This window comes from Sphingobium sp. LB126 (genome assembly GCF_002795205.1).
GTDB classification, from domain to species: domain Bacteria; phylum Pseudomonadota; class Alphaproteobacteria; order Sphingomonadales; family Sphingomonadaceae; genus Sphingobium; species Sphingobium chungbukense.
This window is the reverse complement of the sequence record NZ_NETV01000001.1, coordinates 1,660,714-1,675,291: the sequence shown is the minus strand read 5'-3', so window position 1 is coordinate 1,675,291 and position 14,578 is coordinate 1,660,714. Positions and strand designations below refer to the sequence as shown.

Here is a 14,578-nt window from a genome sequence, read left to right as displayed (position 1 = left end):
TGGGGGGCAGGCATGAAGCTGTTCGCCGGGGTTGAAGGGAAAGCGCGGATCGCCGGGCTGTTCATCCTCGGCGCGATGGCGGCCCGCATCTTCGGCGATTCGGTGGTGCGGGCGGCGCTCGTGGTGCCTGGCAATGGGCGCGAAACGGCGCGCAACATCGGCGATTATCCCTGGCTCTACCGGGCCGGGGAAGCGAGCGACGTGGCGATGCTGTGCGCGATGATAGTCGCGACTGCACTGCTCTATGCCTTGTTCGCGCCTGTCGCCCGCCATCTGGCGCGGGTGGCGGCGATGGCCGCACTGACAGGGATCGCAGCGCTGGCGGCGAGCGGCCTTGCGACCATGACGCCGCCGGTCCTGCTCGACGGCGCGCCGCATCCGGGCATCAGCCTGACCGAAGTGCATTCGCTGGTGCAGCTTTCGCTCGCCCTGGGGCAGGCGATGCAGGGCGTGGCGCGCATCTTCATCGGGCTTTATCTGCTGCTGATCGGGTTGCTGGCCTTTCGGTCAGGGCGGCTGCCCAAGGTGGTCGGCATCGGGCTGGCGCTGGGCGGCCTCCTTCAAATGACAGTGCGGTCGGTCGCGCTGATCGCGCCGGAACTGGCCAATGCAACGGTGATCCAGGCGGACATTCTGGCGCTTCTGGCCGAGGGCATCTTCGCCCTCGGCCTGCTCCTTTTCTGGCGTTCCCGGCCTTTTCCAGGACCGCCTACGATGGATTCATGATCTTGCCCCGAGCGCGGCAATAAGGGAGGCTTGCCACATGACCGACGCGTTCATCACCATCGGCTCGGACGGCCTGAGCGCCAGCATCCATCCCATGGGCGCGGAGCTGTGGTCGATCAGGGACGCCGATGGGCGCGAGTTGATGACGGACGCCGACCCGCGCTGGTGGACGGGGCATGCGCCGCTGCTCTTTCCCTTCGTCGGCCGGTCGCGGGGGGATGTCTATCGCTTCGAGGGGCGCGACTATCCGATGGCGCAGCATGGCTTTGCGCGGCGGAAGGGCTTTGCGCTGGTGGAGCGGAGCGGCGACGCCGCGACCTTCCGGCTGGAGGCGGACGAGGAGACGCGCGCCGTCTATCCCTTCGATTTCCGGCTGGACATGCACTTTGCGGCCGAGGGGCGGACGCTGCGGATGACGGCGACGGTGGCCAATCGGGGCGTGGACGACATGCCCTTTTCCTTCGGCTATCATCCCGCCTTCGCCTGGCCCCTGCCCTATGGCGGCACAGCAGAGGAGCATAGGGTGCTGTTCGAAAAGGCCGAGGCCGCGCCGATCCGCAAGGTCGGGGCCGAGCCGGGGCTGATTGCCCTGGAACCGGTGGCCTCGCCGGTCGAAGGCGACAGGCTGACGCCGACACATGCGATGTACGAGGGCGACGCGCTGATCTGGGACCGGCTGGAAAGCCGCAGCCTGTTCTGGGGCGTGCCGGGGCGGACCGGCCTGAAGATAGACTTTCCCGACACGCCCTGGCTGGGGCTGTGGCAGAAGCCTGGCGCGCATTATCTCTGCGTCGAACCCTGGGCGGGGATGGCAGACCCTGTGGGATTCGAGGGCGATGTCTGGGCAAAGCAGGGGATCATGCGGTTGGCGCCCGGGGAGGAACGGCGGTTCCGGATGGACGTCGGCATCACCGGCTGAGGCCCGGCTGGCGAATTTCCTGCGAATCGCTATATGGGCCGCCCATGAGCATTCCTTCCCGCCGTACCTTCGCCATCATCTCGCACCCGGACGCGGGCAAGACCACACTGACCGAAAAGCTGCTGCTGGAGGGTGGCGCGATCCATCTGGCCGGCGAGGTCAAGGCGCGCGGGGCGAACCGGCGCGCGCGGTCGGACTGGATGAAGATCGAGCAGCAGCGCGGCATTTCCGTGACGTCCTCGGTCATGACCTTCGAACGGACGCGCGATGGCGAGACGATCACCTTCAACCTGCTCGACACGCCGGGTCACGAGGATTTCAGCGAGGACACCTATCGCACGCTGACCGCCGTCGATTCCGCCGTCATGGTGATCGACGCGGCCAAGGGCATCGAGCCGCAGACCCGCAAGCTGTTCGAGGTCTGCCGCCTGCGCAACGTTCCCATCATCACCTTCGTCAACAAGGTGGACCGCGAGGGGCGCGAAACCTTCGGCCTGCTGGACGAGGTAGCCGATCAGTTGCAGCTCGACGTCTGCCCCATGAGCTGGCCGGTCGGCATGGGCGCAGATTTCGAGGGCATTTACGATTTCGCCACCAACCAGCTGATGCAGCCAGCCGGGCCATCGAAGGAATTTGACGGCACGCGGCACCAGTTCAGCGGCATCGATGACCCGAAGCTGGCCGATTACCTCTCCCCCCGCGCGCTGGCGAAACTGCGCGAAGAGGCGGAGCTGGCGCAGGGCGGCTATACCGAGTTCGACCTTGGCCGCTATCGCCACGGCGACCTGACCCCGGTCTATTTCGGGTCGGCGCTCAAGCTGTTCGGCGTCACCGAACTGATCGACGCGCTGGCCGCCCACGCGCCGCCGCCCCGCGCCCAGCCCGCCGAACCGGCGCCGATCGAACCGGAGCAGAGCGAAGTGACCGGCTTCATCTTCAAGGTGCAGGCCAATATGGACCCGATGCACCGCGACCGCATCGCCTTCATGCGGCTGGTGTCGGGCAAGTTCCGGCGCGGCATGAAGCTGACGCCGAGCGGATCGGGCAAGGCTCTGGCCGTGCATTCGCCGATCCTGTTCTTCGCGCAGGACCGGGAACTGGCGGATGAGGCTTTTCCCGGCGACATCATCGGCATCCCCAATCATGGGGCGCTGCGCGTGGGCGATACGCTGTCGGAGAAGCCGGGGCTTCGTTTCACCGGCCTGCCCAATTTCGCGCCGGAAATCCTGCGCCGCGTGGCGCTGAAGGATCCGACCAAGACCAAGCAGTTGCGCAAGGCGCTGGACGATCTGTCCGAGGAAGGCGTGATCCAGGTTTTCTACCCGGAGATCGGGTCGAACTGGATCGTCGGCGTCGTCGGGCAGTTGCAGTTGGAAGTGCTGATTTCCCGGCTGGAGGCGGAATATAAGGTCGCGGCCGGGCTGGAGCAGTCGCCCTTCGATACCGCGCGCTGGGTGTCCGGGGATGACGCCGCGATCAAGGATCTGGTGGCGTTCAACGGGGCCAACATGGCCAAGGATCGCGACGGCAATCTGGTCTTCATGGCGAAGAGCGCCTGGGATATCGGCTACCAGCAGGAGCGGCACCCCAAGGTGAAGTTCAGCGCGACCAAGGAGCGTTGAACCCGGTCTGCTACAGCTTCCGGCGCTGCCCCTATGCGATGCGGGCACGCTTGGCGCTGCTGGCGAGCGGGCAGGTGGTGGAATTGCGCGAGGTCGTGTTGCGCGACAAGCCCGCGTCGATGCTGGCGATCTCCCCCAAGGGCACGGTTCCGGTCCTGCTGTTGCCGGACGGGCGTGTATTGGAGGAAAGCCTGGACATCATGCACTGGGCGCTGGGCCAGAACGATCCCGAGCATATGCTGGCGGGCGAGGACAGCGCGCTGATCGCCGCCAATGACGGGCCGTTCAAAAGCCATCTCGACCGCTACAAATATGCCAGCCGGCACGGGTCCGATCCGATGGAGCATCGGGATGAAGCGATGGCATGGCTGGCCACGCTGGAGATGCGGCTGGAGCGCAGCGTCTATCTGACCGGTGACCGGCAATCCTTGACCGATATCGCGATCTTTCCCTTTGTTCGCCAGTTCGCGGCGACGGAACCGGAATGGTTCGCCGCTCAGTCGCTGCCGCGGGTCCAGCGCTGGCTGGACGGGTATCTGGGGTCAGAACTGTTTGCCCACGCCATGATCCGTCTGAAGCCATGGGTCGAAGGCGACGAGCCGCTGCTGCTGCGCGGATTATTTCCGCAGCAGGAAGACGGCGTGCTCCGCGAAGAGATTGGCATTGGCCTGGGTGGTTTCCCGGTCGCCCTTCAGGAACCACTGGCCATCGATGGTCCAGCCACGATCCTTCACCAGCGCGCGGAAATCGTCGACCGTGACATGGTGGATGTTGAGCGTGTCATACCATGTGTCGGGCAACAGGCGCGTCACCGGCATCCTTCCGCCCCAGAAAAGGGATAAGCGCCCGCGCCAATGGGCGAAATTGGGGAAGGAGACGAATGCCTGCCTGCCGATGCGCAGCAATTCCTCGACCACGCGATCCGGGCGGCGGGTGGTCTGGAGCGTCTGGCTGAGGATCGCATAGTCGAAGCTGGCCTCGGGATAATAGACGAGATCGGTGTCGGCATCGCCCTGGACCACGGAAAGCCCACGGGCTACGGCGGCGGCGACATTATGCGGGTCGATTTCCAGGCCGCGGGCATCGACCTGTTTCGCATCGCGCAGCGCAGCCATCAGGGCGCCGTCGCCGCAGCCGACGTCAAGAATGCGGGCGCCGGCCGTGACGGTGCGGGCGATGAGGGCCAGATCGGGGCGCAGGCTCATGCCCGGCCGCCCTTCAGGAAGCCGTCGACCACGCGATTCAATTCCGGGCATTCCAGCAGGAAGGCATCATGGCCGAAGGGACTTGAGAGTTCGACGAAGCTCGCCTGCGCGCCGCTGGCGTTGAGGGCATGGACGATCATGCGGGATTCCGCCGTCGGATAGAGCCAGTCGGTATCGAAGCTGACGAGGCAGAAGCGCGCCTTCGACGCGGCGAAGGCCCTGGCGAGGCTGCCGCCATGATCCTCCGCTATGTCATAATAGTCCATGGCGCGGGTAATGTAGAGATAGCTGTTGGCGTCGAACCGCTCAACGAAGCTGAGGCCCTGATGCCGCAAATAGCTTTCCACCTGGAAATCGGCGTCGAAACCGAAGGTCTTCGCGTCCCTGCCCTGCAGGCGCCGCCCGAATTTCTCGGTCAGGCCCGCTTCGGAGAGATAGGTGATGTGCGCGGCCATGCGGGCAACGGCAAGGCCTGCGCTGGGGATCGCGCCGTCGGCATAATAATCGCCGCCCCGCCAATTGGGGTCGGCCATGATCGCCTGCCGCCCGACTTCGTGGAAGGCGATGTTCTGGGCGCTGTGGCGGGCCGTCGAAGCGATGACGATGCACCTTTCGACACGATCGGGGTAGAGGGTGGGCCAGCTGAGCGCCTGCATGCCGCCCATGGAGCCGCCGATGACGGCGTGGAGGCGGTCGACGCCGAGATGGTCGAGCAGCATCGCCTGCGCGCGGACCATGTCGGCTATGGTGATGACCGGGAAGCGCATCGCATGGGGTTCACCGGTCGCAGGGTCGAGGCTGGCTGGGCCGCTGGAACCCATGCAGCTGCCGATGACGTTTGCGCAGACGATGAAATGGCGGGTGGGATCGACCGGCTTCCCTTCGCCCACCAGGCGCCACCACCAGCCAGGCTTGCCCGTGACGGGGTGATCCGAGGCGACATATTGGTCGCCGGTCAGGGCATGGCAGATGAGGATGACGTTGGATCGGTCCGCATGCATTTGCCCATAGGTCTCATAGGCGATGTCGACCGGATCCAGGGAGACGCCGCTGTCGAGCCGGAGCGGGCCGACGAGGCGCGCCTGGCGGCGCAGGCCGAAACGACTGTCATCGGAAAAGGATGCGCTGGCCATTATCCCTCCGGGCTAGGGCCGGGGCCGGGGTCTGTCAATCGGCTGGCCTTTGCCCTACATCGCGGGGATGCCCGACAGCACTTCCATCCCCATCGTCACCTTCGGTACGCTCTATCCCTATTTGAATGAGGCGCTGGCGCAGCGCTTTGCCATCCACGCGGTGGCGGCGGATGCCGATCTGGATGCCTTGCCGGATGCGGTGCGGGAGGCACGGGCCCTGGTGTCCTTTGGGACGGTGGGCGCGCCAGCCGCGATCATGGACGCCCTGCCCCGGCTGGAGATCATCGGACTGTTTTCGGTGGGCTATGACAAGGTCGATGTCCACCACGCGCAGGCCAGGGGCATCCGCGTCACCAATACGCCGGACGTGCTGACCGATGATGTGGCCGATCTGGCTGTGGGCCTGCTCTATGCGACAGTGCGCAATATCGCCGCCAATGACCGGATGGTACGGGCGGGAGAGTGGGCGCAGGGCGTGCGGCCCGCGCTTTGCCGGCGCGTGACAGGCAAGCGGATCGGCATATTGGGACTGGGCCGGATCGGGCGCGCCATTGCCCGGCGGCTGGAGCCGGTGGCGGGCGAGATCCTCTACCATAGCCGGCGGGCGGTCGTGGATGCAGCCTATCGCTATGTGGCCGATCCGCTGGATTTCGCGCGGGCGAGCGACGTGATCATCGTCGCGACATCTGGCGGGCCGGAAACGCCCGGGCTCGTCGATGCGGCCATGCTGGACGCACTCGGGCCGGAGGGCTTCATCGTCAACATCAGCCGGGGCAGCGTAATCGATGAGGATGCGTTGGTGGCCGCGCTGGCGGAAAGGCGGATCGCAGGTGCGGGGCTGGACGTGTTCGTGGACGAGCCGCATGTGCCCGAAGCGCTGATCGCCATGGATCAGGTGGTGCTGCAACCCCATCAGGGCAGCGCGACGGTCGAGACGCGCAAGGCGATGGCCGATCTGGTGCTGGCCAATCTGGATGCCTGGGCGGCGGGGGAGCCTTTGCTGACACCGGTGGTGTAGCAGGACAGTCCTGCTTTGCGTTTTGCGTCGATGACGTTAAAGCGCGGCGCATGACAAAGCCTGCCCCCAAAGACTGGATTCTCGGTATTTCGCCCTATGTGCCGGGCAAGTCGGCCGCCGATGATGGCCGCCCGCTGGTGAAGCTGTCGGCCAATGAAAATCCGCTGGGCACCGGGGAGGCGACGCGGGCCGCGCTGTTGACGGCGACGGCGGACCTCGCGACCTATCCCGATCCCGGCGCGGCCAAGCTGCGCGAAGCGATTGCCGAGGTACATGGGCTGGACCCCGCGCGGGTGATCTATGGCACCGGGTCGGACGAATTGCTGCATATCGCCGCCAGCGCCTATGCGGGGCCGGGAGATGAGGTTCTCTATGTCCGTTACGGATTTTCGGTCTACGACATCGCCGCGCGGCGGGTAGGCGCGACGCCGGTCGTTGCGCCGGATGCCGATTATGCGACCGATGTGGATGCGCTGCTGGCGGCGGTGACGGACAAGACCAAGGTCGTCTTCCTCGCCAATCCCAATAATCCGACCGGCACCATGACCTCGCGCGAAGAGATTGCGCGGCTTCATGCGGGTCTGCGGCCCGATATCTTGTTCGTGCTGGATCAGGCCTATGCCGAATATCTGGACGGCAACGAGGATGATGGCGGGCTGGAGTTGGCGCGGACCGCTTCGAATATGTTCGTGACGCGGACCTTCTCCAAGATTTACGGGCTGGCCGCCGAGCGGATCGGCTGGGGCTATGCCAGTGCTGAGGTCATTGACGTGCTGCACCGCATCCGCGCGCCGTTCAATGTGACGACGGCCGGACAGGCTGCGGCGATTGCCGCGGTCCAGGACACCGCCTGGGTCGAGGCGAGCCGGGTGCATAACCGGCAGTGGCGCGAATGGCTGGCGGGCGAAGTGGCTTCGCTGTCCAACCATGGGCTCCGCGTCGTGCCGAGCAAGGCGAACTTCCTGCTGATCCTGTTCGACGGCAAGCTGACTGCGGAAGCCGCAATGAAAGGCCTATGGGACGAGGGCTTCGCCACCCGCTGGCTGCCGGGGCAAGGCCTGCCCAACGGCCTGCGCATCACCATCGGCACAGAGGATCAGATGCGCAAGGTCGCGACCAAGCTGCGCGCCATGGTGGAAGCGGCCTGATGTTGCCTTTTTCGCGGGTCACGATCATCGGGCTGGGCCTGATCGGCTCGTCGCTGGCGCGGGCGATCCGCGAGGCCATGCCGACGGTGCGCGTGACCGGCTATGATGCCGATGCGGGCGTGCGCGAGATCGCACGGGCCATCGACCTGTGCGATGATGTCACCGATACGGCGGGCGCGAGCGTGACCGACGCCGATCTGGTCGTGCTGTGCGTGCCGGTGCGGGCCATGGGTGCGGCGGCGGCGGAGATTGCCGACGATCTGCCCACCGACGCGATCATCAGCGACGTGGGATCGTGCAAGGCCGATGTGCTGGCGCAGTTGAGCGCGGCATTGCCGGGGCGGACGGTCGTTCCGGCGCATCCGGTGGCGGGAACCGAGAATAGCGGGCCGGAGGCGGGCTTTGCCTCGCTGTTCCGGGGACGCTGGTGCATCGTGACGCCGCCCGCCGAGGCCGATCCGGCGGCGGTGGAACGGGTCGCCGAGCTTTGGCGGCGCGTGGGTGCCGATGTCGAGACGATGGAGCCGGCGCATCACGATCTGGTGCTGGCGGTGACGAGCCATCTGCCGCACCTCATCGCCTATACCATCGTCGGCACAGCGAGCGACCTGGAGGATGTGACCCAGTCGGAAGTGATCAAATATTCCGCCGGCGGTTTCCGGGACTTCACCCGCATCGCCGCGTCCGATCCCACCATGTGGCGCGACGTGTTCCTGGCGAACAAGGATGCGGTGCTGGAGATGCTCCAGCGCTTTTCGGAGGATCTTTCGGCGCTTCAGCGGGCGATCCGCTGGAATGACGGGGACGCGCTGTTCAACCTGTTCACCCGGACGCGAGCGATCCGGCGGTCGATCATCGAGCAGGGACAGGATGATCCCAAGCCCGATTTCGGGCGCTCACACTGATCCGTTGAGCGCGTTGATCGCGGCATGGACGCGGGCTTCCGCCTCGCTGCGATCAAGGCCGGGCGGCACGATCTCCCCGACCCTGTAGGTGATGGTGCCGGAGCGCTTCAGGAATTTGCCGCGCGGCGAGACGCGACCGCTGTCGACCGCGATCGGCACCACCGGCAGGCCCAATAACGCATAAAGGCCCGCGAAACCGGCGCGCAGGGGCGGGCTTTCGCCATGGGGAACGCGCGTGCCCTCGGGAAAAAGGCAGACGGCCCGTCCCAGGGCGATGGTTTCCTTGGCCGCGCTGCGCAGGGCGCGCAAGGCCTTGGCTCCCGCCTCGCGCTCGATCGGGATCAGGCCGTAGCGGCGGGCAATGCCGCCCCAGAACGGAATGTCGAACAGCTCACGCTTGGCGGCGATCGCCGGACGATCCAGCAGGCAGAGCAGGTCGATCGTCTCGAACATCGATTCATGCTTGAGGATGTAGAGATAGGGGCCCTTGGGCAGTTCGCCCTCGACCCTGATCTGCTGTCCCAACAGCCAGCGGACGCAGAAACGGTGGAAGCGGCTCCATCCCGTGGCGACGGCGGGGATCGATCGCGGCGCAACCAGATTGACCGCCATAGCGGCCAACACGAACAGCGCCGAGCCGATATAGAAAGCCAGCATGAAGGCCAGGGATCGCAGAGCCGTGAGCATCGCAGGAAACCGTCAGATACCAATAAGTGCCGCCGCCCGGCGCAGCAGATATTTATTATATTCCCGCACCAGGATCATCAGGCTGGGGCGGCTGGGCACGGCGTCGTAGACCAGCGTGACCCGGCCCGGCAAGGCCTGCCGCAACTCCAGCGCGGATCGGCGCATATGCCAGTCGGTGGTGATCAGGCGTACCGTCTTGAAGTCGCGCCGCTCCAGCCAATGGGCGGTCTCTATGGCGTTGGAGCGGGTGTCGATGGCTTCGCGGCCAAGGGTGATGCAGCAGGTGAACAGCCGTTCGGGCGCCTTATATTGCGCGGCCAGTTCGGACGGACGGACCGAGCGGTCGACGCCGGAGATCAGCATCCGCTTGGCCGCGCCGTCTTGAAGCAGGGAGAGGCCCCGGTCGATCCGCCCCGCCCCGCCGGTCAGCACGACGATGGCGTCGGTCTGGCGCCCGTCCAGCGGCTGCGGCAGGAAAATCGCGAACCAGGCGAAGCCCAGCATCCATGCCAGCAGCGTGAGGGCGATGAAGCGGACGATCATAGCAGCCGTCCCAACGAGCGCAGCACGGTCCAGCGCGCGGCCAGCATCGCCAGCAGCACGCAACCGATGGGCAACGCGGCCAGGACCGCCCAACTCGTCCAGGGGAGGTGGATGGCGCTCAACAATTCCGAACCGGTCGCCAGCAGCCGCGCACCCAGCAGCACGATCACCAGCAGCGCCACGGTAAAGCCCAGCGCACCGCCGAAGAGCGCATCAAGGCCGATACGGCGCTGGAACAGGCGCGCGATCTGCACGTCGGTCGCGCCCATCAGGTGCAGCACATCGATGGTGCCGCGATGGCTGTCATGCGCGGCGCGGGCGGCCAGCACCACGACCGCGCCGGTCGCCAGGGCCATCAGCAGCACGATGCCACCCGCCAGCCAGCCCAGCGCCGAGAGCAAACCCGCCAGCGGCGCCAGGAAAGCGGCATGGGGCTCAAGCCGGATTTTCGGAGAGACGGCAGCGAGTTGACGGCGGAGGCGATCGACCTTCGCATCGGTCTGGCCGGGGGTGAGTTCGATGTCGATCAGCGCCGGGATCGGCAGGTCGCCGCTGGCCGCATCCTGACCCAGCCAGGGCCGGATCTGGTCGGCCAGGGCGGCAGCCGCCACGGGATTGACGGCACGGACATAGGCGACCTTGCGCAGGACGGCGGCGACACTGGCGCTCAGCCGGTCGCGCTGCTGCGCATCGGCCTCGACGATCTGCACCGTGGCGCGTCCGGCCAGGTCGGCGCCCATCGCCTTCACGGCCGCGCCCAGGCCAAGGCCGGCGGCGGCGGACAGCACGGTCAGGAACATCATGATCGCGATGATCCACGGCATGGGACCGGCCACCCTGCCCTCCGGCAGCAGCCGGTGGCGCGCGGCGGCCGCAGCGCGACGATCCGGTCCCGCCATCAGCCCGCCACCTGCGGCTTGGGCGGATAGCGCAGCGATCCGGTGGGATCGGACAGGCGCCCCTTGTCGAGCTTCATCATCTGGGCGCCGCCCACCTGCGTCATCAGCGGCAGGTCGTGGGTGGCGACGACGATGGTGGTGCCGAGGCGATTGAGCGCCTCGAACAGGGTCAGCAGACGGCGGGCCATGTCGGCGTCGACGTTGCCGGTCGGTTCGTCCGCCACCAATATTTCCGGGCGGCCGATCACCGCGCGGGCAATGGCGACACGTTGCTGCTCTCCGCCCGACAGGGTGGCGGGGCGGGCCTGACCGCGATCGCCCAGGCCCACCCAGTTCAGCATTTCGCTGACCGGGGCGTCGATCTCGCCTTCCTCCATACCCGCGACGCGCAGCGGCAAGGCGATATTGTCATAGACCGACAGGTGCGGGACAAGCCGGAAATCCTGGAACACCACGCCGATGCGACGGCGGAAACCCGGCAGGCGCTTGCGGGGCAGCGTCACCACATCCTCCCCGAACAGGCGGATGACGCCACGGCTGGGGCGTTGGGCGAGATAAAGCAGCTTCAGCAGCGAGGTCTTGCCCGCGCCCGAGGCGCCGGTCAGGAAATAGAAACCGCCGCTGGCGAGGGAGAAACTGACGTCGGACAGCGTCTCGCTATCCAGACCATAGCGCAAGCCGACATTTTCGAACTGGACGATGGCCGACATGCGTGAATTTGGCGCCTGCGCGCTCCCTGCTTCCCCTTGGGTACAGCCATGGCACAGCGGACGGGCGGCCGTAAAGCCCATGCGGCCTCTTCCCGCGAGTCGCGCCTCGATTCGATGGCATGTCGAAGCCGCTTGCCCTCGAATCCAACTCATGCCTATGAAGCGTCATGATCCTGGTGTGTCCCAACTGCGCCACGCGCTATATCGTGCCGGACAGCGCCGTCGGCCCGAACGGCCGCCAGGTTCGCTGCGCCGCCTGCAAACATAGCTGGTTCCAGGAAGGCGCCACGCTCGCCCCGCGAGAAGAAGCGCTGGTGACGGCAGGTGGATCCGAAGCGGCTGCACCGCCTCCTCCCCCGCCGCCGCCTCCACCGCCGCCGCCCGTTGCGGAAGCCGTGGCTCCCGTGGCCGAGCCGCGGGTCGAACCGACACGGCAAGAAGCCGAGCCCGTGACGGCGCCGGCGGAAGCGCCCGTCACCGCCAAAGCTGATTATCGCTTCGACGATATTTACGGCCGCGCCGAGGCCGAGGCGCTGGAGGATCGGGCCGATCCCACGCCAGCGCCGGTCAGGCCGCGCCGCAACCGGCTGAAAATCTGGACCTATGCTGCCCTGCTGTTCTGCCTGGCGGTCGGGGCTGCGGGCGGAGCGCTCTGGTATTTCGGCACGCCGAGTTGGGCGGTCAATCTGGGGCTGGTGCCCGAAGAGGGTGATCCCGACCTGCTCTTCTATCTCTCCAAGCCCGCCGAGCGGCGCAAGCTGCCGACCGGCGAGGAATATTTCGCCTTCGGCGCGCGGATCGTGAACAGCGGAAAACAGCAGTTGCCCGTGCCGCCGGTACTGGTGCAGTTGCGCGACCGGCAGAACCGGCTGGTATTCAGCTGGACGACCAAGGCGGACCGGACCAGCCTGAAGCCGGGCGAGGAAGCGTCGATCAATGAGAGCCGGATCGACATCCCGAAAAATGCCGAAAATCTGTCGCTGACCTTCGTGCAGTAATCATAAGCGCGTAGCCGTCGAAGGACAGCATGCTCCTGTGCCGGCAGGAGCATGCCAAATTCTCCAAGGGCGATGTCGATCAGGGATAACTCACCGTCTTCGGGCGGCCTTGCGGTATGGGGATGAATTCCTGATCGTCGCCGGGGATCAGCGGAAAGCGCATGGCTTCCCAATCGTCACGGGCCTGCATCAACCGTTCCTTGGTGGAGGAGACGAAATTCCACCAGACATGGCGTGGGCTTTTGAACGCCTCCCCGCCGCAAAGCACGACACGTCCACCGTCCACGCTGATCAGCGTCGCGCGGGTGCCGGGGCGCAAGACGTAGAGCGTCTGGGGCTGGAGCATCACCCCATCCAGCGCCGCGTCCCCGCCCGAGACGTAGATCGCCCGTTCCTCCGCCTCCGCATCGATGGGAACCGATCCGCCGGGCGAAAGCTGGATATCGGCATAGATGGTGTTCGCATAGGTGGTGACCGGCGACGTCGCGCCCCAGAGGCTGCCCATGATCACCCGCGCTCTTGCATGACCGCAATCGATGATCGGCAGGCCGCCTTCGCCGACATGTTCGAAGGCGGGGTCCATTTCCTCATAGCGGTCGGGCAGCGCCAGCCAAGTCTGGATGGCGGAGAGCTTCGAGAGTTTCATGCGATCCGTGTCCGGCGAGCGCTCGCTGTGGACGATGCCCTTGCCTGCGGTCATCAGGTTGACCGCGCCCGGCTCGATCAACTGTTCCGTGCCCAGGGAATCGCGGTGAAGAAAGCTGCCCTCATACATGTAGGTGACGGTGGCAAGGTTGATGTGCGGGTGCGGACGCACGTCGACCCCCTGCCCCGGCTCGATCCGGGCGGGCCCGGCCTGGTCGAAGAAGATGAACGGGCCGACCATGGTGCGTTCCTTGGCCGGGAGCGACCGATGGACCCGGAAATCGCCCAGATTATGGCTGGTGGGAGTAATGGTCTGGATGATCGGGTCGGTGGGAGTCATGCTGCGTCCAGTTCGGGATAGTGACGGAAGATGTCTTCGTTGGTGAAGGGCAGGCGCCGATCGCTCGCCAGATAGTCCCGCAATTCGGGGAGCGCCGCAACCCGGTCGTGCAGATCGGAAAGCTGGGGGAAGGAAGGCATCAACGTCGCCATGCGCAGCGGGAAGGCATAGCGCAAGCCCGCGATCAGGTGGAAGAGCGAGAGGTCGGCGTAGCTCCAGCGCGGCCCCGCCAGCCAGTCGCCCGGATCGGCGCTCAGCGCGTGCTCGAAATAAGTGAGGAATTTGGGGATGCGACTTGCGCGGAAGCCATGGGCGGTGCGCAGGGCTTCGGCCTTTTGATCCTCATAATAGAGATGGACACCGACCGGATGATGCACGTCATGGACCTCCGCCACCATGTCCATGATCGTGAGTTGCAACTGAGCGAGCCAGTAACGGGACTTGAGGCCGGCGGGGCCGCATTCATGGCGTTCGGCCAGATAGAAGAGGATGTTTGCCGTCTGCGCCACGGTGCGGCCGTCCGTTACCAGATAGGGCGGGGCGAAGGCCGGGCCGGCGTCGTGGCGTTCGATGTCCGCCATCAGCGCTCCGTCGCCGTCGACGCGGGCACGGTCGCGATAGGCGATGCCGCACGCCTCCAAGGTCAACCGGACGAACTCGCCCCGACCGGGGATGGTGGACCAATACCAGAAGTCATAGGCCATGGGTTGCGCCTCCTTGAGCGGCGGAACAACGCATGGGGGCGCCTATGGTGTCATGCTTCGCCGGGCGCGCGAGCCCTGATCGCGAGGGCGTGCACTTTCTCACGCAGCAGATCGGCCAGCGCGGCATTGACCAGGCGCTGGCGGGCGACACGATTCTGGCCCGTGAAGCGGTCGGAGACGATCTCCACCGTGAAATGGCTTTCGCCCGATCCGTCATGGCCCGCATGGCCGCGATGCTTTTCGCTGTCGTCGATCACGGCGAGCCGTTCGGGAGCGAGGGCGGCGCGCAGCCGGGCTTCGATTTCGGTGGCCACTGGGCCTTTAACAAGGTCGGTCATGGCGCCTATATAGACCCTTTGCCCACAGTTTCATCAGG

General features: G+C 66.1%; 16 protein-coding genes and 1 pseudogene. 8 read left to right on the top strand and 9 right to left on the bottom strand.

Features of this window, described 5'->3' with window-relative positions; genetic code table 11:
• The first annotated feature begins 12 nt into the window (after positions 1-12).
• The 4 genes and pseudogenes from CAF53_RS08190 to CAF53_RS08175 all read left to right on the top strand — a co-directional run.
• Complete coding sequence (locus tag CAF53_RS08190) at positions 13-726, top strand: DUF4386 domain-containing protein (RefSeq protein ID WP_100237800.1); 714 nt, start codon at positions 13-15, stop codon at positions 724-726.
• 37 nt (positions 727-763) lie between these two features.
• Positions 764-1,645 (top strand): aldose 1-epimerase family protein, encoded by an 882-nt coding sequence (locus CAF53_RS08185; protein ID WP_100237799.1) that lies wholly within the window; start codon positions 764-766, stop codon positions 1,643-1,645.
• A gap of 44 nt (positions 1,646-1,689) precedes the next feature.
• Entirely contained in the window at positions 1,690-3,267 is a 1,578-nt protein-coding gene (locus CAF53_RS08180) for a peptide chain release factor 3 (RefSeq protein ID WP_046762177.1), read from the top strand.
• Positions 3,264-3,872, top strand: a pseudogene (locus tag CAF53_RS08175) (glutathione S-transferase); the annotation flags it as partial. The gene CAF53_RS08180 and the pseudogene CAF53_RS08175, both read left to right, overlap by 4 nt.
• A gap of 12 nt (positions 3,873-3,884) precedes the next feature.
• Here the strand turns inward: CAF53_RS08175 and metW are convergent.
• Entirely contained in the window at positions 3,885-4,472 is a 588-nt protein-coding gene (metW, locus tag CAF53_RS08170) for a methionine biosynthesis protein MetW (protein ID WP_100237798.1), read from the bottom strand.
• A complete protein-coding gene (locus tag CAF53_RS08165; RefSeq protein ID WP_100237797.1) occupies positions 4,469-5,605 on the bottom strand; it encodes a homoserine O-acetyltransferase in 1,137 nt (378 codons plus the stop codon). Before CAF53_RS08165 ends, metW begins: the two co-directional genes overlap by 4 nt.
• A 67-nt stretch (positions 5,606-5,672) precedes the next feature.
• On the opposite strand from CAF53_RS08165, the gene CAF53_RS08160 reads away from it, so the two are divergent.
• Genes CAF53_RS08160 through CAF53_RS08150 form a run of 3 tightly spaced genes read left to right on the top strand, consistent with a single transcriptional unit; the run spans position 5,673 to position 8,676 of the window.
• Positions 5,673-6,623: a 2-hydroxyacid dehydrogenase gene (locus CAF53_RS08160; RefSeq protein WP_100237796.1), complete on the top strand. Its 951-nt coding sequence runs from the start codon at positions 5,673-5,675 to the stop codon at positions 6,621-6,623.
• 50 nt (positions 6,624-6,673) lie between these two features.
• Entirely contained in the window at positions 6,674-7,771 is a 1,098-nt protein-coding gene (hisC, locus tag CAF53_RS08155; protein ID WP_100237795.1) for a histidinol-phosphate transaminase, read from the top strand.
• Entirely contained in the window at positions 7,771-8,676 is a 906-nt protein-coding gene (locus tag CAF53_RS08150; protein WP_046762173.1) for a prephenate/arogenate dehydrogenase family protein, read from the top strand. Before hisC ends, CAF53_RS08150 begins: the two co-directional genes overlap by 1 nt.
• Here the strand turns inward: CAF53_RS08150 and CAF53_RS08145 are convergent.
• From CAF53_RS08145 to ftsE, 4 genes are read right to left on the bottom strand one after another with little or no spacing between them, the layout of a single operon-like run.
• Positions 8,668-9,363 (bottom strand): lysophospholipid acyltransferase family protein, encoded by a 696-nt coding sequence (locus CAF53_RS08145; RefSeq protein ID WP_046762172.1) that lies wholly within the window; start codon positions 9,361-9,363, stop codon positions 8,668-8,670. The two genes, CAF53_RS08150 and CAF53_RS08145, sit on opposite strands and share 9 nt — an antisense overlap.
• 12 nt (positions 9,364-9,375) lie before the next feature.
• Entirely contained in the window at positions 9,376-9,906 is a 531-nt protein-coding gene (locus CAF53_RS08140) for a YdcF family protein (protein ID WP_046762171.1), read from the bottom strand.
• The gene (locus CAF53_RS08135; RefSeq protein WP_046762170.1) at positions 9,903-10,805 is read right to left on the bottom strand and encodes an FtsX-like permease family protein; all 903 of its coding nucleotides are present in this window, start codon (positions 10,803-10,805) and stop codon (positions 9,903-9,905) included. The genes CAF53_RS08140 and CAF53_RS08135 overlap by 4 nt, the downstream gene beginning before the upstream one ends.
• On the bottom strand, positions 10,805-11,515 hold the full coding sequence (gene ftsE, locus CAF53_RS08130; RefSeq protein ID WP_046762169.1) for a cell division ATP-binding protein FtsE: 711 nt from the start codon (positions 11,513-11,515) through the stop codon (positions 10,805-10,807). Before ftsE ends, CAF53_RS08135 begins: the two co-directional genes overlap by 1 nt.
• A 167-nt stretch (positions 11,516-11,682) precedes the next feature.
• Between ftsE and CAF53_RS08125 the strand changes: the two genes are divergently transcribed.
• Positions 11,683-12,513, top strand: a complete 831-nt coding sequence (locus CAF53_RS08125; protein WP_100237794.1) for an MJ0042-type zinc finger domain-containing protein — start codon at positions 11,683-11,685, stop codon at positions 12,511-12,513.
• Between the two features lie 79 nt (positions 12,514-12,592).
• Here CAF53_RS08125 and CAF53_RS08120 read toward each other — a convergent pair whose 3' ends face one another.
• From CAF53_RS08120 to CAF53_RS08110, 3 genes are read right to left on the bottom strand one after another with little or no spacing between them, the layout of a single operon-like run.
• A complete protein-coding gene (locus tag CAF53_RS08120; RefSeq protein WP_100237793.1) occupies positions 12,593-13,498 on the bottom strand; it encodes a pirin family protein in 906 nt (301 codons plus the stop codon).
• Positions 13,495-14,202 carry a glutathione S-transferase gene (locus tag CAF53_RS08115; RefSeq protein WP_046762166.1) on the bottom strand — a complete coding sequence of 236 codons (708 nt, stop codon included), beginning with the start codon at positions 14,200-14,202 and terminating at the stop codon, positions 13,495-13,497. The genes CAF53_RS08120 and CAF53_RS08115 overlap by 4 nt, the downstream gene beginning before the upstream one ends.
• A gap of 50 nt (positions 14,203-14,252) precedes the next feature.
• Entirely contained in the window at positions 14,253-14,540 is a 288-nt protein-coding gene (locus tag CAF53_RS08110) for a BolA family protein (RefSeq protein WP_100237792.1), read from the bottom strand.
• Positions 14,541-14,578 lie beyond the last annotated feature (38 nt).